The following is a 17,462-nucleotide window of genomic DNA, read 5'->3' as shown; positions in this document are numbered from 1 at the left end:
AAAAGCAGGATTTTAGCGTTTTGTATGGAAATTGATTGGTAAAATTGAATAAATATGAAGATGAACAAAAGATAGCTAAAAGATAATCAGGAAAGAGAGGAGTTTACATGGGAAAAGCTCACGAAATCGAATATAAGGTCTACGGGGATGACATGCAGTTTGTTGAGGTTGAATTGGACCCGGCTGAAAGTGTGATTGCGGAAGCAGGAGCCTTAATGTTTATGGAACCGGGCATTCAGATGGAAACCATCTTTGGGGACGGATCTGGACAGGGAGAAAACAGGGGACTTACCGGGAAACTATTTGGAGCAGGAAAAAGGCTGCTAACAGGAGAAAGTCTTTTCATGACCCTATTTACCAACAGCGGGGCAGGCAAAGCGCATGCTTCTTTTGCGGCCCCTTATCCCGGGAAAATCATCCCCGTTGATCTAACTGCGTATAACGGTAAAGTAATCTGTCAAAAGGATGCCTTTTTATGTGCCGCAAAAGGGGTAGCGATCGGCATCGAATTCAATAAAAGACTCGGGACCGGATTCTTTGGCGGTGAAGGATTTATCATGCAGAAACTCGAGGGAGATGGCCTGGCTTTCCTGCATGCCGGCGGAACAATTGTCGAGAAGGAACTTCGGCCGGGAGAAACCCTCAGGGTCGATACCGGCTGTCTCGTCGGAATGACCGGCAGCGTTTGCTATGATATTCAATTTGTCGGAGGCATCAAAACTGCTTTCTTTGGCGGGGAAGGACTATTCTTTGCAACTGTTTCTGGTCCCGGCAAAGTTTGGCTGCAGTCTCTGCCGTTCAGCCGTCTCGCGGACAGGATCATTGCTTCCGCGCCGAGGCTTGGCGGGGCCCAGAAGGGCGAGGGGAGTATCCTTGGAGGACTTGGGAACCTTCTGGATGGAGACAGATAAAAGAAAAATTATTTTATGGAATCAAACGGAATTTCAATAGAAAAACAGCTCGTATTCCTTTGAAAGAATGCGGGCTGTTTCATCCTTACACAATGATATTAAGATCCCTAAATATCTAAAATATACAGGGTTAAATATTCATCATAATTATTTGCTCAGGCTGCTGATATCGATAAACGGAACAGCGCCGCTGCCTGTCACGGTCGGGAGTTTGCCGTCCCATTTCTTAATCGCTTCAAGCTGAGCTTCAATTTTACGCAGTTCTACCAGTTCAGGGGTAATGACATCCTTCTGCAGCTTCAGGGCTTCTGCTTCAGCCTTGGCCTGTTCAATCTGCTGCTGGGCTTCGACTTGGATTCTCTGAAGATCAAGATTTGCTTTTAAGGCTTGCTGTTCAGCAATCTGCTTTTCCTCAATAGCCTGATTGAATTGATCGCTGAAGTCAAATTCGGTGATATTGATGTCATCCAGTCCCATATAATAGACTGCAAGCTTCTTACCAAGCGTCTCTTTGACTTTGGCGCTGACTTCCGAACGTTTAGAGATTAGTTCTTCCGCGGTATACTGAGCGGTTACAGCCTTGAGCGATTCACTAACGGCCGGGTCGACAACTTTTTCTTTGTATTCCAGGCCAACATCCTGGAAGAGCTTGTTGACATTTTCCGGATTAAGCCGGTAATTTACAGCGATCGTTGTATTTACGACCTGAAGGTCCTTGGAAGAGGTAGTTTGGTCAGACTGGTCTTTCTGAAGCCGGACTTCAACTGGAATAACATCCTGTATGAATGGTACAATGATGTGGAACCCTTCGTCTAAAACGTACGGCATAACTTTACCAAGCTGGACGATAACGCCCCGGTGGCCAGGTTCAACGATTATGTAGCCTTTGAAGCCGATCATGGCAGCAATAAGCGCAATAATTATTACAATCGGAATAATTTTTATCCAGAATCCTCTTCTGGGTTTGGACGGAGTGATGTTTTCTTCCATAGAATTCTCCTCTTTCTGGTTTTGCCTGGAAACTAATTTTATCTTATCATATCATAAGAGGGGAGTGAAGGCCAGAATATGCAGGGTATTATTTCTTCACATGTTTTAAAGTTAGAGATCATTGTATTACCCGAATTATGAATACATAATACATTTCTGCTGGGCATTTACTATTATGTTTTTTTTGTATTAAATAATTGGTATATCATTTCATCAGAAGGGCTGTGAGATTTTGCCTAAGAAGAAAAAACTGCCGCCTGTTTTGGCTTTAATCAGGGATAATATTGTTGAATATCAGAACCCGCTGGCTTTGAAGCCAAAGGAGATAGCTTCCTGGGTGAAAGATTTAAAGCTGCCTAAAAAAGGTGAGATCCTGTTTTATACAGGCAGTGAATATCAGCTTTTGCCGTATATTGATTCACTTGTCAAGACTCTGATTTATGTTGATTCGTCCAGCAACCTTTTCTCCTGGCTGATGGGAGCAAGAAAGCTTGTGAATAAGACCGGTATTAATGCGGAGAAGATCTATGCTTCTGTCTTGGCCAAAGACAAAGAAAGATTCTATTCTGTAAATTATAAAGCAGCAATCATTTTGCAAAAACTTGGTTATGATCTTTGCTATGACCCTCAGGCAGATATGTATACCGGTGCTTTGCTGGATGAACTTGGTTTTTGGCAAGAATTAAAGTCCTATGCTGTGATCTTAGCTGAACGCATTAGAGAGACCGAAGCAAAAGTTATCGTCTGCACTTCGCCGCATGCAGCGGAAATGTTCAAGCTTATTTATCCCAAACTGGTTGACTTTCCGGATGTTCAGGTGAAGACTTTTATCGAATTAGTCTGGGAAAAAAGGCGTTTGCTTCCTGCTGTTGAGGAAAAGGATCCGGTGGTTATCCATGATTCCTGCCGGATGGCCAGGGAACTTGGCATATCCCAGGAGATCAGAGATGTTTTGGATGCAGTCGGTGTAAAATATATTGAGCCGCTGCGCTGCAGGGAGTGGACAACCTGTTGCGGAGGCCCAAGTAAAATGCTGTTTCCTGAGATATCCAAAACAATTTCCAAACGTAGAGTAGTTGAATTGGCGGATACCGGAGCAAAGCGGGCTTTGATTTCCTGCCCGTACTGCTTATCTTCACTGGAAAGCGGTGTTGATAAGAATCATCCGATGATCATGGATGATATGGTTGAATTCTTATTTAGGGGGTTTAAAGAATAATGTCTGACTTAAATAAAGAAATAGGCGCCTACACCAAGAATTTGAATAAAGCGAGTAAAGACCCTAATATTAACCGGGCGATAACCAGAGCCGTAAAATCTTACCGAGAGACGGTATCTTCAACGATGGAACGCTATCCGCACACGGAAAGGCTTGCCGAGGAAGTTCGAGAAATTAAAGCATATTCGATGCAGCATAACAAAGAGCTTATGGAGCAGGCGATGGAAGCAATTGAAAGAAATCATGGCAAGGCTTTCTTTGCCAAAGACAAGGATGAAGTTTTCCGTATTCTCGATGAGATTGTCGGTACGGGCAAAGTGATTGTAAAAGGCAAGAGCATGCTAGGCGAAGAGCTTAAACTTAGACATGGCCTGGAGAAAGCCGGGAACGAGGTTTGGGAAACCGATCTTGGGGAATTCATTCTTCAGCTGAAAGATGACCGCCCGATGCATATTCTGTCTCCGGCAATCCACGTACCCAGAGAACAGGTTGCAGAGATCTTTTCCGATTTCTTCAAAAAAGAAGTGCCTCCCGATATTGCTCAGGAAGTTGGGGTAGTACGGGAATTTTTAAGAGAGAAATATTTCACTGCTGATATTGGAATCAGCGGTGCCAATGTTGTTGCTGCCGATACCGGTCAAGTTGTTATTATTGAAAATGAAGGAAATGTCCGGCTTTGTACGGGTGCACCGCCTGTACATATTGTCATTGTGGGCATCGAAAAACTTGTACCGTCTTTCCTCGAGGCCATGATAACAGCTGAGGTAACGTGGAGATACGCCCAGTACGGAGCACCGAGTTATGTCAATATTATCAGCGGCCCGAGCAAAACCGGGGATATCGAGAAGGTTACGACTTATGGCGCTCATGGACCGAAAGAATTTTATGTGATTTTTGTCGATAATGGCCGGAGTAAGATGATGGCGGAGGAACATTTCAGCCAGGCTGCGCACTGTCTGCGCTGCGGCGGCTGCATGTATGAGTGCCCGGTATTCCAGGTCACAGCAGGGCATTATGGCAAGACATACTTAAGCGGCATAGGATCTATCTGGACGGCCTTCGTTGAAGGCGGAGCAGATGCTGCAGCTCCGATGCTGTATACCTGTTTGCGCTGCGGACGTTGTGTGGAGCGCTGCCCGATGCAGATTAACGTGCCGAGCATGGTCGGAGAACTGCGAAGCAGGGTTGTATCATCGGAAGAATAAGGGACAGATTGTTTTAAAAAGTAAATCCGATTACGAGAGTATTGTAAAAATTAGAATATGGAATAGATAAGAGTAAGGTTTACATAAACCTTACTCTTTTATAGTGGGTCATACGAATCATATTGGTTTTACACAATGAGCAGTCGGATAAAGTCATATTTTGTTGATAATTGTAACTTTTGATTGATATAACTCTATAAAAATCATATATTGTTGAAACATTTGGACCTGTTAGGACTTGTAATACATAGGAATAATATAGAAAATATAGAAGTTAGATACAAAATAGAGAGGATAGAAAATATGCGAAAGAAATTATTTGTCGTTATTCCAATTATTATCTGCTTATTGTTATCATCCTATGGAACTGTTTTTGCAACTGAAACTCCAGCAACGACTAGACTTGCCGGCAATGATCGTTATGAAACAGCCGCACAAATTGCGAAAGCTGGATGGCAGCAGGCGGATTGTGCCGTTCTTGCTTATGGCGGAAACTATCCGGATGCGTTAGCTGCTGTGCCGCTAGCCTATAAGCTAAATGCGCCGATATTATTAACCAATAAAGATACCCTAAATGCCAATACTAGTAACGTTCTACAGGCACTGAAAATCAAGACGGTTTATCTGATAGGAGGAACTGGCGTAATTTCTGCCAACCAGGAGACGCAATTAAAAAATGCCCGTTATACCGTGAAACGAATAGCGGGCCAGGATCGTTACGATACAGCCATAAAAATAGCGGCAGAATTAGGAGCAGTTCATGAAATCGCGGTAACGACCGGCAGCGATTATGCTGATGCATTATCGATAGGCCCGATCGCAGCCTTAAAGCAAATGCCGATAATCCTTGTTTCAAAAGATCAAATCACGAACGGAGTTCAAAGTTATTTGAGCTCCCAAAGTATAACAACTACCTATATTATTGGAGATCAGAGCATCATCAGTGATACTGTAGCCAATAAGTTCAGTAACCCGGAAAGAATCACCGGTAAGGAAAAGTATGAACGAAATGTTGCAATATTGGATGAGTTTTGGTCCACATTTGACCAAAGTAAAGTATGTTTCGCCACGGGTGAGAACTTTGCTGATGCGCTGGCTGGCGGTGTGTATGCGGCCAAAAAGGGCGGGACTGTCATGTTAATAAAAAATGATCTCCCAGTTAACACTTGTGATTATCTGAATCATATGACATCTTTAAATTCGTATACGGTGTTTGGTGGAGAGGGGGCAATTCCTTCATCCCTGCTTTTGTATATCAGTAGCCATACCAGGACTCCAAGTACAACATTGGACTTTGGCACGCTTTCCGGACAAAATTATACGAATAATTATTTTAATCTGAGTATAACGATTCCTGATGGATGGCAGACTGAAGATAACATCGCGCTCACCCAGGAAGGTACGGACAGTACTTCTACGGATGCCTCGACCTATGATCTTGCATATCTTTTGTCGGCTTCAAAAGGTGATTCAACTGGATTTATCGCACAATCCAGCGATATCGGAACTTTGGTAAGCAGTAAAAATTTCCTTGAGTTATATAAAGTAGCTTTAACGGAGTTTGTTTTCCCAAGGGAAGTTTATACACAAAATCTCAATGGAACTAATTTTAATGTCCTTGAGTTCCAAGCAACTGATAATTCAGGCATAGCATATGGTAAAATATACGCAGCTGTTGTAAAAGGACAGATATGCCTTTTTACCATTGCTTATTCGGATAGCGCAGGATTGGCGGAAGTAAACCAAATTTTTTCCTCGATTAATTTTGGACAATAGAGATTAATCTACTTCCTAAACTTACCAGAAAGCTTACCTCGAAGAATCAGGGTAAGCTTTTTTTAGCGGCCACGAATGGCATGGGAACGACGATTCCATTCTATAAATAATTGCATGCAGAGCTACGGAAGACGTATTTTGGAAAATAATATGCTATAATACAAAAAAATTATTCTTTTTAATTTATAGGTATTTAATCATAACTGGAGAATAAAAAATGGTAAAAGAATCACATAGAGACAAGACAGAAAAAGTGAAGACTGGGGATAATAATAAAAATCTTTCGCTCAAAGATAGATTATTTACGATCGTATTCGAGAACGATACCCACGCAGGGAGGTCTTTTGATATTGCGCTGCTCTGGCTGATCCTGCTGAGTATTCTCGTTGTCTGCTTGGAGTCGCTGCCGAATCTGAATCAGGATTACCGTACAATTCTCTCTGGTACGGAATGGGTGATCACGTTTCTCTTTACAATTGAATATATCATCAGAATTTGGGTCGTAAGAAATAAACTAAGATATCTGAAAAGTTTCTTTGGCGTAACCGACTTACTGGCAATCTTGCCAACGTATCTGAGTATCTTTATTGCCGGTAGCCAGTTTGCTTTAATTTTTAGGGTCTTTCGTCTGCTGAGGATCTTTCGGATCTTAAAGCTCGGCCGGTACGTCGGTGAATCATATTCGCTGATCAATGCACTAAAGGCCAGCCGCTATAAAATTATTGTCTTTCTGCAGGCGGTCCTCGTTGTGGTTGTAATCGTTGGGACAATGATGTATTTAATCGAAGGGGAAACCAGCGGATTTGACAGTATTCCGGCCTCAATCTACTGGGCGATTGTGACCCTTACGACCGTCGGATTTGGCGATATTACACCGGTCACGCCTTTAGGAAGGATTGTTGCCTCCATGCTGATGCTTCTTGGTTATGGCGTAATTGCCGTACCTACTGGCATCGTCTCAGCAGAGCTAGCGAGAACCAGAAATATAAAAGCGCATACCCGGACTTGTCCGAATTGCCGCCTGATTATCCAGGACGAAGGGGATAATTACTGTAAAAACTGCGGTCTTCAACTAGAAAAAAAAGAAAACAATAAAGTATAAATGTATATGGATACTTTATTGTTCAAGTTTTTAAACAATCTACCCTTAAAAATAGAGCGGATGAAGCAAAATCTGTGAAAGTTTACCGCCTCAGACGATTTTGGTCGTCCAGTTCTCACAGTTCCAGACTTCGGTAACGACATCCTGGTAAAAGTCAGGCTCATGGCAAATGAGGAGCAAGCTGCCTTTATAGGCCTGGAGCGCTCGTTTCAGCTCCTGTTTGGCTTCGACATCGAGATGGTTGGTCGGCTCGTCGAGCAGCAGAAAATTCGTTTCCTTATTAATCAGCTTGCAGAGCCGTACTTTGGCCTGCTCACCGCCGCTCAAGACCAGGACTTTGCTTTCGATATGCTTCGTCGTTAAACCGCATTTGGCCAGCGCTGCCCGGACTTCATACTGGGTATAGCCTGGGAAGTCCGTCCAGAATTCTTCAATACAAGTCTTATAATTGGCGTTCTTGATTTCCTGCTCAAAGTAGCCGGGGAAGAGATAGTCTCCAAGTTCAGCCTGGCCTGAAAGGGACGGAATTTCACCGATAATGCTCTTCAGCAGCGTTGTTTTGCCGATCCCGTTAGCGCCGGTCAATGCAACCTTCTGGCCGCGTTCCAGGGAAATATTGATCGGGCGGGAGAGCGGTTCGTTATAGCCGATCACCAGATCAGAGGTTTGAAACACGAGCTTGCCGGAAGTCCTGGCTTCTTTAAAGTTGAATACCGGTTTGGGTTTGTCCTTGGCCAGTTCGATCCGGTCCATTTTATCGAGCTTTTTCTGGCGGGACATCGCCATATTCCGGGTCGAGACTCTCGCTTTGTTGCGCGCGACAAAATCCTCCAAGTCGGAGATTTCCTGCTGCTGTTTTTTATAGGCCGCTTCGAGCTGTAGTCTTTTCGTTTCGTAGGAATTCTGGAAATTCTGATAGTCTCCGATATAACGGTTCAGTTGCAGGTTGTCCATATGATAAATCAGATTGATGACGCTGTTTAAAAATTCCATGTCGTGTGAGATCAGGATAAATGCATTCTCATAGGCTAGCAGGTAGCGCTTCAGCCATTCAATGTGCTGTTCGTCGAGATAGTTTGTCGGCTCATCCAAAAGCAGAATATCAGGCTTTTCCAGCAGAAGTTTGGCCAAAAGTACTTTGGTTCGCTGGCCGCCGCTTAAGTCATCTACGTCCTTATCGAGACCGATATCCTGCAGACCTAAGCCGCGGGCGGTCTCCTCGACCTTAGCATCGACAATATAGAAATCATTGTTGTTCAAGGTTTCCTGAATTAATCCCATATCTTCAAGCAGGACTTCCAGCTCCTCGGATGAAGCGTCGCCCATTTTATCACAAATCGCGAGCATCTCAGCTTCTAGTGCAAAAAGATACTGAAAAGCATCCTTAAGAACATCTCGGATTGTTGCTCCTTTGGCCAGAACCGTATGCTGGTCAAGATAACCAGCTCTGACCCGTTTCGACCATTCGATCTGGCCTTCATCAGGCTCGAGTTGGCGCGTAATGATGTTCATAAATGTTGATTTTCCTTCACCGTTCGCCCCGATCAAGCCGATATGCTCCCCCTTCAGCAGGCGGAAAGATACATTTTGAAAAATGGCTCGGTCGCCAAAGCCGTGACTCAAGTTTTTAACAGTCAGAATACTCATGTTTTCTTATCTTCCTTTTTACATAAATTAGTAAATATTACGATTATTTAGAGTTAACAAGGTGATAGCGGTCAATATCTTTATTAGATTATCAAATCTGCCTAAGGAGAGCAAGTCAGAAATATGGCAGCGCAGAAACTAATGGGTATCATGCTTTATTTACAAGAAGGGCAGCCAGCATGATGATATTTGCTTGGGACTGAGTTGATGGTAATATTAGATGTAAGATGCAGTTTCGGTCAGTTTGAGCTGATCATAAATATAAAGGTGGAAGCGATGGGTATTGATTATTTTGATCAAATTTGGCGAACCAAAGATTTAAAAAGCAGTTATAAAGAAGGAAGCGCGGATTCCTGGGACAACAGGGTCGAAGAATTTACCGGCATCGAACCGGATGATAGAATTATGAAAATTATAGAGCTGCTTACCGTAGAAAGAATGCTCCGAGAAGACAGTACTGTTCTGGATATCGGCTGCGGACCCGGCCGTTTTGCAGCGGAATTTGCCCGAAAAGCGAAAAGCGTAACCGGTGTGGACATTTCGACGAAAATGCTGCGAACTGCCAGAGACTATGTGGCGGCCCAGGAACTTCAAAATGTTGATTTCATTGAGATGGACTGGCTGCAAGACGACTTGTCCGCAAGACTGTGGAAACAAAAATTCAGCCTGGTAACGGCGATTATGTCTCCCGGCATTGGGAGCAGGGAAAGCCTCGAAAAGATGATTGCGGCAAGCAGCAGGTACTGCTTTTTAAGTCATTTTATCGAACGGCACGACCCTATCAGTGACGAACTGAAACGTAGGTTTCTTCCACCCCATAAGGAAGATGTATACGGCAACAAAGGATTGTACTGCTGTTTCAATATTCTCTGGCTCAAAAAACTTTATCCTGAAATTACCTATATTGAGACAGCAAGGGAAAGTGTCCGCACATTGGATGAAGCGAACCGTCATTACATCACCAGACTTGGCATGAAGACAGATTTGACTGATGAGCAAAAAGCGGACATCAGGAATTATATCCAAAGCAAAGAAAAGAACGGGCTGATCAGAGAAACGGTCACAGGGAAGATTGCCTGTATTTATTGGAGAGTTGCAACCGTCTAGATCCCCAAAATCCAAAAAGAGTTCGTTTATTGAATAAGCTTCTTTTTTACCATGACCAGCGGGAAAGGCAACGTCAGCAGCGTAACGGCTAAGAGCCAGATGATATGGCCGATGATTGACGAAGTAACCTGTCCCAGAACCAGTGGACGCACCGTTTCAACTGCATGGTACAGCGGCGTCAGCCACGGAAGAAAACGAATGGCGGCGGGCAGGCTTTCAATCGGAAAAAAGATCCCGGCAAACAGGAACATTGGAGAAATCAGCAGCGTAAAGAAATAGCCGAAAGAGTCATAATTGGGAGCGAGACTCGTCCAAATTAAAGAGAGATTGGAAAAGATGACGGACATGAGGATCAGTGGGACAAAGATGAGCAGGGCATACGGGGAGCGGACGATGCCGAACAAAGCGACGACAATAGAGAAAACCGCACCGTAAAGAACGCCTTTGAACGTGCCGTACAGGATTTCGCCGAGGACGATGTCGTCCATGCTTACCGGCGTAACAACCATGCTGTGAAATATTTTTTCCTTGGACATCCGTGTATAGCTGTTGTAGGTCATTTCATAAGTCACAGCAAACATCGCTGAAGATGCGATCAGCCCCGGAGCCAGAAAATCAAGGTAGGAAAGCCCGTTGATCTGCGTAATATAAACGCCCAGACCAAAGCCCATGGCCCAGAGATAAAGCAGCGGCTCCAGAAAATTAAACATCAAATTGGCTTTCCAGGTTTTGCCGAAAACCTTCAGATTCCGCAGAAATACCTTGAAGGTCAGTACGGGATTAAGATCAGGTTTAACTATTTTCATCCTCTTATCCTCCATATCATCAGCGGTCTTCATATGATTTCTCAAACCCGCCACGGACACCATGAAGCGTTTCGCCGGTCAGTTTCAGAAAAACATCTTCGAGATTCGTCGGTCTCAGGCGCTGATAGCTGACAGGAAGGTGTTCACCGGCAATTCTTTGATTCAGGTTGTCAGCCATGGCTGGTCCGTTATCAGAATAGAGGACCAGATCATCACCAATTTGTTGAAAAGATTTCAGCCACTCAGAGCTCCAGTGCAGGAGCTTATTTTGCATATCCGGACTTACCCCGAGTTCCAGCGCATATTGCCCGACATGCTTATCAATAAGATCTTCCGGTACACCTTGCTCGAGAATTTTTCCCTGATTGATGATGATCAGTCGGTCGCAGAGATGACTGGCTTCTTCAAGATAGTGTGTTGTCAGCAGCATGGTCGTACCGCTTTCTTTTAATTGCCGCAGACGCTGCCAGACCATATGACGGGCGTATGGATCAAGCCCGGTGGTTGGCTCATCGAGAATCAATAGCTCCGGACGGTTGATCAACGCTCGTCCAATTGTCAGACGACGTTTCATGCCGCCGGACAGCTCGTCGACGACCGCATTGGCTTTACTTCGAAGATCCATAAAGTCCAGGATTTCAAAAGCCCGTTCCCTGGCTATACTACGCGGCAGACGATAATAGGAGGCATAGACCAGCAGGTTTTCCAGAACCGTCAGTTCCGGGTCAAGGTTGTCTTCCTGGGCAACAACACCGAGACGTGCTTTAATTTCCCGGGAATGCTCCGAAATATCCTGACCGAAAACCGTCAGATGGCCCTCTGTTCTCGGGGACAAGCCAAAAGCCATTCTGGCTAGGGACGTTTTGCCGGCGCCGTTTGGACCAAGAAGTCCAAAACACTCTCCTTGCCGGACAGTAAAAGAGATCGTGTCAACTGCAGTGAAATCTCCGAACCGTTTCGTCAGGTTTTGGGCTGAAATGATTTCGGTTGGAAGAGAATAAGACATGAGAGGGTACCTCCGTGGATTGCTGTTCTTTTTTCCTAGCGTATCAAAAGGAGGGAGGAAGAGCAAGGCCGTGTCTGTGAAAATATCAAATATCATGTAGGGAGAAGGCAAGGAGAAGGCTATATACTGTTCCGCAGATTGCGGGTGGACACGTTGTGCGTCTTCTGATATAATGTAATCGCTTAGGTTGCATCATTTTGCAATAATAGGGAAACAGGTGAAATACCTGTACGGTCCCGCCGCCGTAAGGTGGAGCAAATTCAAAGTTGCCACTGTTTACAATGGGAAGGCTGAATTTGCTTTGAAACCGAGTCGGAAGACCTGCCTGAGCCATTTTGCACTGTTTTCACGGAGGATGAAAGGTGTAGCATACGAATCGTGCAGAAGTGTTTTAGACTGTTTGCAGATTGTGTAAGTAAAACCTCTTCCAACCGCCGGTTAGAGAGGTTTTTTGATGTCCATGGATGGACGAATGCCGCGATGCCATGGACGGCAAGGAGCGGCGATGTCTACGGACCATCTCAGCTTTGATAGCTTCGATAGAAACGGAGAACAAGTCATGAAAGCAGTTATTCCACGTATTATGTTTGCTGCTGCAGGCAGCAGCAGCGGCAAGACCACAATTACTTGTGCGGTGTTACAAGCCCTTCTGGAGCAAGGAGTTAATCCTGCTGCGTTTAAATGTGGGCCGGACTATATTGATCCGATGTTTCATACCGAAGTCATTGGGACAAAATCACGGAATCTGGATTTGTTTATGCTATCGGAAGAGGTATGCCGGTATTTGCTGGTCAAGAATTCCGAACAGTCGCAAATCGCTGTTTTAGAAGGAGTAATGGGTTATTATGACGGGCTAGGCATTGGCAGTACCGTGGCAAGTTCTTACCATTTGGCTGCAGTAACGCAAACGCCTGTTATCCTTATTGTCAATTGTGCCGGTTCAGCAATCTCAATTGCAGCCTTGATCCAAGGCTTCTGCCATTTTAGACCGGACAACGGGATCAAGGGCGTTATTCTGAATAATCTTACACCTTCCCTATACCCGCAGTATAAGGAAATGATCGAAAAAGAGACGGATATCCAGGCGGTCGGTTACTTTCCGAAACTCAAAGAATGCGCGCTGGAAAGCAGGCATCTTGGATTAATTACAGCATCGGAAGTGGAAGACTTGCAGCAAAAAATGAAATTACTGGCCATACAGGCCAGAGAATCCATTGATCTGAAACAGCTGCTGCGTATTGCAGGCAGGGCCGCAGAAATAGACTATCATGAGGCCGGGATCGAGAGAATCTCTGCTGTTAAAGTCGCCGTAGCCAGAGATAAAGCCTTTTGTTTTTATTACCAGGACAGCCTCGACCTTTTGGAAACATTGGGAGCGGAACTGCAGTATTTTAGTCCGCTTGATGATCAAGCTGTACCGGAATGTGACGGACTGATTCTCGGCGGCGGTTATCCGGAATTATATACCGGACAGTTGGCCAGGAATACATCGATGCTGGCAAGCATCAGGCATGTTCTCTCCAATAATACTCCCTGTATAGCTGAGTGCGGCGGGTTCATGTATTTATTGGAACGTATTGCTGACAAGGACGGCAAACCTTATCCAATGGCAGGGTATTTAGAAGGGGATGCTGTACTGACGGATAAACTGAACCGTTTCGGTTATATTACACTGACGGCGCAAAAGGACAACTTGCTGTGCGACAAAGGCGGCAAGATCAATGCGCATGAATTTCATTACTCTGATTCGACGGCCAACGGCAGCAGTTTTACGGCAGTAAATTCATCCGGCAGCAAAACGTGGGACTGCATCCATGCCGATGAGAACCTCGTTGCCGGCTATCCCCACCTTCATCTCTGGGGGAATCCGGAGTTTGCCCGTTCGTTTATCCGGAAATGCCGCAGCTTTCGAACCGCTAGGATGGGTTAGTCAGGCGTGTATAAGCTGGAAAAGTTTGAATCGCTTGATGATCGATAGATGATAGATAATAAAAGATAAAGGGATATTTTTGTGAAAGGAAAGAGGCGGTGAGTAAATGTTGGCTTTGGTCAGCGGAGGCGTTGCCAGCGGAAAGTCTGAAATAGCAGAAAACTTAGCTGTCAGTTTGAATAAAGGAAAAATGGCCTATATTGCAACAATGGCTGCCTCAGATGAAGAGTGCTGCAACCGGGTGGTCAAGCACCGTCGAATGCGGGACGGCAAAGGGTTCGATACCTTTGAGTTTTCTTACGGACTTTTCGATAAGATCCCTGTTCTCAGCGGCTGCCATACCGCTTTACTCGAGTGCATGGGCAACCTGATTGCCAACGAAATGTATCTGCAGGAGCGCAGCCCACAGGATACCATTGACTGCATCATCAATGATATCCGGTTGCTATCGGTGACCGTACCGAACACCGTTATCGTAACCAGTACGATATTTGAGGATTTCAAAGCCTATGATGATTTTACAGCCGGCTATATCCGTGTACTGGCTGAAATAAATTCGGCAATTGCCGCTGCTGCAGATGTAGTGATTGAATCAGTCTGCGCGATCCCGCTTATCCATAAAGGAATGAAGGAGCTTTCCGGTTATGAAGATCTTGTTTGAATCGTTTGTTGCAGCCTTTTCGATGTTTTCTAAAATTCCGATGCCTCAAATCGACTGGAGCGAGAAGAATATGCGTTATTCTTTTATCTTCTTTCCTGTGGTCGGGGCTGTCATTGCCTTTGTTCTCTATTTCTTGTTTCTATTATTGGAATATTTCGGGTTCAGTCCCGTCTTTTTTGCTGCTGCAGCTGTGTTTATAAACGTCATGATCACTGGCGGGGTTCACCTCGACGGTTATTGTGACACGACAGATGCCCTGAATTCCCATAAGGACCAAGAGGAAAAGCTTCGAATCCTTAAGGATCCTAATGTTGGAGCGTTCGCGCTCATCTATACGTCAGTTATCCTGCTGCTGCAATTTGCGGCGTGGTATGAGACCTATCTGACACCGGACTTTTTCTTTCTCGTTCTTGTTTCGTTTGTCCTGTCACGGTCGATGGCCGCTTTGGCAGTCGTCTGCTTTCCGTGTGTCAGAAAAACAGGACTTGCTTCAATCTTTGCAGGTTATGCCTCGAAGAAAACGGTAAGAACCATCATTTGCTTGATTGCTTTATTATGTGTTGCAGCAATGTTGTACGTGAGTATGATTGTCGGAAGCATTGCAGTTCTATTTATTGTGCTGTCCTTTTACTTATTTTACCTGATGGCCCAAAAGTATTTTGGGGGTATAACCGGTGATCTGGCAGGCTTTTATATTGTGGTAAGTGAAACAGGAATACTCCTAATTTCAGCAATAGCAGGAGGCGTTATGCTATGATTTTGGTGATCGGAGGCGGCAGTCAGGGGAAATTGGAATTTGTCAGGAGCAGATGGGATATCGCTTCGGCAAACATTACGGACGGAGGGACTTGCACCTTCGAAGAGGCTTTTCAGCATCCGGTGCTTGACCATCTGCATCTGCTGATCAGACGTTTGCAGGAAGCCGGCCTTGATGCCCGGAAATTTATCGCTGACGGAATCGAGCAGCATCCCGACATGATTCTGATTTGTGATGAATTAAGCTCAGCCGTGGTGCCGGTTTTGAAAGATGACCGGGAAATGCAGGAAACGACCGGGAGGATCCTTTGTGCAGCCGCCCAGAAAGCGGCTAAGGTCTATCGCGTCTTCTGCTCCATTCCTGTTCTGATTAAAGGTGAAGAGCATGAATAAGTTCCTTTACCTGATCCGACATGCCAAGACTGAGGGTAATTTGAGAAGCAGGTATATCGGAATTACGGATGAGCCTTTATCTGAACAGGGGATCTTCGAACTCCGCGAGCATATTGCTTCCGGTCGCTATACGGCAGTTGAACATGTTTTTGTCAGTCCGATGCTCCGCTGCCTTCAGACCAAGGAGCTGATTTATCCGAATGTCCCTTACAGTATAATTCCTGAACTTGCGGAATGCAGCTTCGGTATATTTGAGAACAAATCGTATGAACAGCTGAAGGACCTTGCCGAGTACCAAAGCTGGATTGACAGCGGCGGAAAACAGCAAATCCCGGGGGGAGATCAGCCGGAAATGTTCAAGTCCCGCTGCCTGGAGGGTTTTAGCCGCGTTATTCAGAAAGTAGATGAAGCCGGAATAGAACAGGCCGGACTGATTATTCACGGCGGTACGATCATGATGCTGCTTGAGGCATTTTCTCCGGAAATATTTGATTTTTACCATTGGCAGATAAAGAACGGCGAAGGCTATCAACTGACCATTGATCAGGATCTATGGGCCGAAAACAGAAAGCTGGCGGCGATAGCGAAGATTTAGAGGATAAGGATATAAAGGTCCGAATTTGATCACCCGCTTGTTTTTTGGTGAATGACGAAATGATAAAGAAGTTGGTATTGAATGATTACACTTTATGCTTTAATTACAGGTTATATTTTGGATTTAATTTTTGGTGATCCTTCCTGGCTGCCTCATCCGGTTCGCTGGATCGGTTCGCTGATTGCCGCAGGAGACAAATATCTGCACCGGATCAGTTGCAAGACGAATCGAAGCCAGTATTGGTGCGGGGTACTGCTGACTGCTTTCATTGTCACGATAACATTTCTCGTGCCGTTAGGCCTGCTGTATTTGCTCAAAAGCATCAGCCCGTTGCTAGGGTTTATTGCCGAGGCCTTAATGTGTTATCAGATTCTGGCTACGAAGTCGCTGAAAGCTGAGAGCATGAAGGTATATGATGCGCTGCAGAAGAACGATATTATGGAAGCGCGTTATCAATTATCGTGGATTGTCGGACGGGACACGGAGAACCTGAACAGCTCCCAGGTAGCGAAAGGCGCTGTGGAAACCGTGGCTGAAAATCTTTCCGACGGCATCATCGCCCCGATGATTTTCATTCTGGTTGGCGGAGCCCCTTTGGGCTTTTTGTATAAAGCGGTCAATACCCTGGACTCGATGATTGGCTATAAAAATGACAAATATCTTTATTTTGGCCGGTTTGCTGCCAAACTGGATGATGTCGTAAATTATCTGCCGGCGAGAATTTCTGCCTATTTGATGCTCCTGGCAGTTTTTCTGACCCGTTATGATTTTAAAAACGCTTTTAGAATCTACCGGCGTGACCGTCACAATCATACCAGTCCGAATTCCGCCCACACTGAAGCCGTCTGTGCCGGAGCCCTGAATATTCAGCTTGCTGGAAGCAATCATTATTTTGGCAAGCTGGTGGTTAAGCCAACGATCGGTGACCCGATCCGGGAGATCGAGGCTGAAGATATCCGCCGCGCCAACAAGCTGATGATCGCGACGTCGCTTGTAGGCCTGATTCTTGGGTCCGCTGTTAGAGCCGTTATTGTGCAGTTTGGTTGCTAGTATTTCTGTTTAGCAGGGGCATAAGAATACGACTAGCTGTTACGCCAATCTGTAAGAGGTGAAATGTTCTTTGAGGCAGGTCTGTGAGTCACAATACCGCTTTTCGGCTATTGTGCCCTCCGTGGCACAAAAAGCCGCGCTCCGCCTCGTGCTCCGCTTAGCGCGGAACTGTGACTCACAGACTGATCTTCAGGATGGGAGACTTTAGCGGTTCAAGAAGCACTATCAAGTTTAATAAGCACGTTTCCGTTGCCTTCCGTTGCCTTCCGTAACTAGCTTCTTTATGACTTGCTCCTTGTATCAGTACC

16 protein-coding genes and 1 riboswitch are annotated in these 17,462 nt (G+C 45.2%); of the genes, 12 read left to right on the top strand and 4 right to left on the bottom strand.

Annotated features, from left to right (window positions below):
* Nucleotides 1-107: 107 nt before the first annotated feature.
* Nucleotides 108-911 (top strand): TIGR00266 family protein, encoded by an 804-nt coding sequence (locus tag DHBDCA_RS03730; protein WP_015042830.1) that lies wholly within the window; start codon nucleotides 108-110, stop codon nucleotides 909-911.
* Between the two features lie 147 nt (nucleotides 912-1,058).
* Here DHBDCA_RS03730 and DHBDCA_RS03725 read toward each other — a convergent pair whose 3' ends face one another.
* Nucleotides 1,059-1,901, bottom strand: coding sequence for a prohibitin family protein (locus tag DHBDCA_RS03725; RefSeq protein WP_015042829.1), 843 nt, complete (start codon nucleotides 1,899-1,901; stop codon nucleotides 1,059-1,061).
* 232 nt (nucleotides 1,902-2,133) lie between these two features.
* On the opposite strand from DHBDCA_RS03725, the gene DHBDCA_RS03720 reads away from it, so the two are divergent.
* The 4 genes from DHBDCA_RS03720 to DHBDCA_RS03705 all read left to right on the top strand — a co-directional run bounded on the left by DHBDCA_RS03720 (nucleotide 2,134) and on the right by DHBDCA_RS03705 (nucleotide 7,203).
* On the top strand, nucleotides 2,134-3,120 hold the full coding sequence (locus tag DHBDCA_RS03720) for a (Fe-S)-binding protein (protein WP_015042828.1): 987 nt from the start codon (nucleotides 2,134-2,136) through the stop codon (nucleotides 3,118-3,120).
* Complete coding sequence (locus DHBDCA_RS03715) at nucleotides 3,120-4,325, top strand: LUD domain-containing protein (RefSeq protein WP_015042827.1); 1,206 nt, start codon at nucleotides 3,120-3,122, stop codon at nucleotides 4,323-4,325. Before DHBDCA_RS03720 ends, DHBDCA_RS03715 begins: the two co-directional genes overlap by 1 nt.
* Before the next feature lie 303 nt (nucleotides 4,326-4,628).
* Nucleotides 4,629-6,101: a cell wall-binding repeat-containing protein gene (locus DHBDCA_RS03710; protein WP_015042826.1), complete on the top strand. Its 1,473-nt coding sequence runs from the start codon at nucleotides 4,629-4,631 to the stop codon at nucleotides 6,099-6,101.
* 217 nt (nucleotides 6,102-6,318) lie between these two features.
* Nucleotides 6,319-7,203 carry an ion transporter gene (locus DHBDCA_RS03705; protein WP_015042825.1) on the top strand — a complete coding sequence of 295 codons (885 nt, stop codon included), beginning with the start codon at nucleotides 6,319-6,321 and terminating at the stop codon, nucleotides 7,201-7,203.
* A 90-nt stretch (nucleotides 7,204-7,293) separates the two neighbouring features.
* On the opposite strand, the gene DHBDCA_RS03700 is transcribed toward DHBDCA_RS03705, so the two are convergent.
* The gene (locus DHBDCA_RS03700; RefSeq protein ID WP_015042824.1) at nucleotides 7,294-8,850 is read right to left on the bottom strand and encodes an ABC-F family ATP-binding cassette domain-containing protein; all 1,557 of its coding nucleotides are present in this window, start codon (nucleotides 8,848-8,850) and stop codon (nucleotides 7,294-7,296) included.
* A 276-nt stretch (nucleotides 8,851-9,126) separates the two neighbouring features.
* On the opposite strand from DHBDCA_RS03700, the gene DHBDCA_RS03695 reads away from it, so the two are divergent.
* The gene (locus DHBDCA_RS03695; RefSeq protein ID WP_015042823.1) at nucleotides 9,127-9,957 is read left to right on the top strand and encodes a class I SAM-dependent methyltransferase; all 831 of its coding nucleotides are present in this window, start codon (nucleotides 9,127-9,129) and stop codon (nucleotides 9,955-9,957) included.
* A 26-nt stretch (nucleotides 9,958-9,983) separates the two neighbouring features.
* Here the strand turns inward: DHBDCA_RS03695 and DHBDCA_RS03690 are convergent, their stop codons facing one another.
* Nucleotides 9,984-10,763 carry an ABC transporter permease gene (locus tag DHBDCA_RS03690; protein WP_015042822.1) on the bottom strand — a complete coding sequence of 260 codons (780 nt, stop codon included), beginning with the start codon at nucleotides 10,761-10,763 and terminating at the stop codon, nucleotides 9,984-9,986.
* A gap of 19 nt (nucleotides 10,764-10,782) precedes the next feature.
* A complete protein-coding gene (locus tag DHBDCA_RS03685) occupies nucleotides 10,783-11,769 on the bottom strand; it encodes an ABC transporter ATP-binding protein (protein WP_015042821.1) in 987 nt (328 codons plus the stop codon).
* A 167-nt stretch (nucleotides 11,770-11,936) separates the two neighbouring features.
* Nucleotides 11,937-12,113: riboswitch (cobalamin riboswitch) on the top strand.
* Nucleotides 12,114-12,328: 215 nt separating this feature from the next.
* On the opposite strand from DHBDCA_RS03685, the gene DHBDCA_RS03680 reads away from it, so the two are divergent.
* From DHBDCA_RS03680 to cbiB, 6 genes are all read left to right on the top strand, one after another.
* Nucleotides 12,329-13,699 carry a cobyrinate a,c-diamide synthase gene (locus DHBDCA_RS03680; RefSeq protein WP_193352146.1) on the top strand — a complete coding sequence of 457 codons (1,371 nt, stop codon included), beginning with the start codon at nucleotides 12,329-12,331 and terminating at the stop codon, nucleotides 13,697-13,699.
* 106 nt (nucleotides 13,700-13,805) lie between these two features.
* Nucleotides 13,806-14,360 carry a bifunctional adenosylcobinamide kinase/adenosylcobinamide-phosphate guanylyltransferase gene (locus DHBDCA_RS03675; RefSeq protein ID WP_015042819.1) on the top strand — a complete coding sequence of 185 codons (555 nt, stop codon included), beginning with the start codon at nucleotides 13,806-13,808 and terminating at the stop codon, nucleotides 14,358-14,360.
* The gene (locus DHBDCA_RS03670; RefSeq protein ID WP_015042818.1) at nucleotides 14,344-15,117 is read left to right on the top strand and encodes an adenosylcobinamide-GDP ribazoletransferase; all 774 of its coding nucleotides are present in this window, start codon (nucleotides 14,344-14,346) and stop codon (nucleotides 15,115-15,117) included. The genes DHBDCA_RS03675 and DHBDCA_RS03670 overlap by 17 nt, the downstream gene beginning before the upstream one ends.
* Complete coding sequence (locus tag DHBDCA_RS03665) at nucleotides 15,114-15,509, top strand: hypothetical protein (protein WP_015042817.1); 396 nt, start codon at nucleotides 15,114-15,116, stop codon at nucleotides 15,507-15,509. Before DHBDCA_RS03670 ends, DHBDCA_RS03665 begins: the two co-directional genes overlap by 4 nt.
* Nucleotides 15,502-16,104 carry a histidine phosphatase family protein gene (locus DHBDCA_RS03660; RefSeq protein WP_015042816.1) on the top strand — a complete coding sequence of 201 codons (603 nt, stop codon included), beginning with the start codon at nucleotides 15,502-15,504 and terminating at the stop codon, nucleotides 16,102-16,104. The genes DHBDCA_RS03665 and DHBDCA_RS03660 overlap by 8 nt, the downstream gene beginning before the upstream one ends.
* Nucleotides 16,105-16,185: 81 nt before the next feature.
* A complete protein-coding gene (cbiB, locus tag DHBDCA_RS03655) occupies nucleotides 16,186-17,154 on the top strand; it encodes an adenosylcobinamide-phosphate synthase CbiB (protein WP_015042815.1) in 969 nt (322 codons plus the stop codon).
* The last annotated feature ends 308 nt before the right edge of the window (nucleotides 17,155-17,462 follow it).

The sequence above is a fragment of the Dehalobacter sp. DCA genome (genome assembly GCF_000305775.1).
In the GTDB taxonomy this organism is placed as follows: domain Bacteria; phylum Bacillota; class Desulfitobacteriia; order Desulfitobacteriales; family Syntrophobotulaceae; genus Dehalobacter; species Dehalobacter alkaniphilus.
The sequence above is the reverse complement of the archived record's forward strand: the minus strand, read 5'-3'. Positions and strand labels throughout refer to the sequence as shown.

What these genes read in the sequence shown, in the direction of transcription:
- DHBDCA_RS03730 (WP_015042830.1), top strand. Translation starts at nt 108, where the DNA reads ATGGGAAAAGCTCACGAAATCGAATATAAGGTCTACGGGGATGACATG.
- DHBDCA_RS03725 (WP_015042829.1), bottom strand. Translation starts at nt 1,901, where the DNA reads ATGGAAGAAAACATCACTCCGTCCAAACCCAGAAGAGGATTCTGGATA.
- DHBDCA_RS03715 (WP_015042827.1), top strand. Translation starts at nt 3,120, where the DNA reads ATGTCTGACTTAAATAAAGAAATAGGCGCCTACACCAAGAATTTGAAT.
- DHBDCA_RS03710 (WP_015042826.1), top strand. Translation starts at nt 4,629, where the DNA reads ATGCGAAAGAAATTATTTGTCGTTATTCCAATTATTATCTGCTTATTG.
- DHBDCA_RS03705 (WP_015042825.1), top strand. Translation starts at nt 6,319, where the DNA reads ATGGTAAAAGAATCACATAGAGACAAGACAGAAAAAGTGAAGACTGGG.
- DHBDCA_RS03700 (WP_015042824.1), bottom strand. Translation starts at nt 8,850, where the DNA reads ATGAGTATTCTGACTGTTAAAAACTTGAGTCACGGCTTTGGCGACCGA.
- DHBDCA_RS03695 (WP_015042823.1), top strand. Translation starts at nt 9,127, where the DNA reads ATGGGTATTGATTATTTTGATCAAATTTGGCGAACCAAAGATTTAAAA.
- DHBDCA_RS03690 (WP_015042822.1), bottom strand. Translation starts at nt 10,763, where the DNA reads ATGAAAATAGTTAAACCTGATCTTAATCCCGTACTGACCTTCAAGGTA.
- DHBDCA_RS03685 (WP_015042821.1), bottom strand. Translation starts at nt 11,769, where the DNA reads ATGTCTTATTCTCTTCCAACCGAAATCATTTCAGCCCAAAACCTGACG.
- DHBDCA_RS03680 (WP_193352146.1), top strand. Translation starts at nt 12,329, where the DNA reads ATGAAAGCAGTTATTCCACGTATTATGTTTGCTGCTGCAGGCAGCAGC.
- DHBDCA_RS03675 (WP_015042819.1), top strand. Translation starts at nt 13,806, where the DNA reads ATGTTGGCTTTGGTCAGCGGAGGCGTTGCCAGCGGAAAGTCTGAAATA.
- DHBDCA_RS03670 (WP_015042818.1), top strand. Translation starts at nt 14,344, where the DNA reads ATGAAGATCTTGTTTGAATCGTTTGTTGCAGCCTTTTCGATGTTTTCT.
- DHBDCA_RS03665 (WP_015042817.1), top strand. Translation starts at nt 15,114, where the DNA reads ATGATTTTGGTGATCGGAGGCGGCAGTCAGGGGAAATTGGAATTTGTC.
- DHBDCA_RS03660 (WP_015042816.1), top strand. Translation starts at nt 15,502, where the DNA reads ATGAATAAGTTCCTTTACCTGATCCGACATGCCAAGACTGAGGGTAAT.
- cbiB (WP_015042815.1), top strand. Translation starts at nt 16,186, where the DNA reads ATGATTACACTTTATGCTTTAATTACAGGTTATATTTTGGATTTAATT.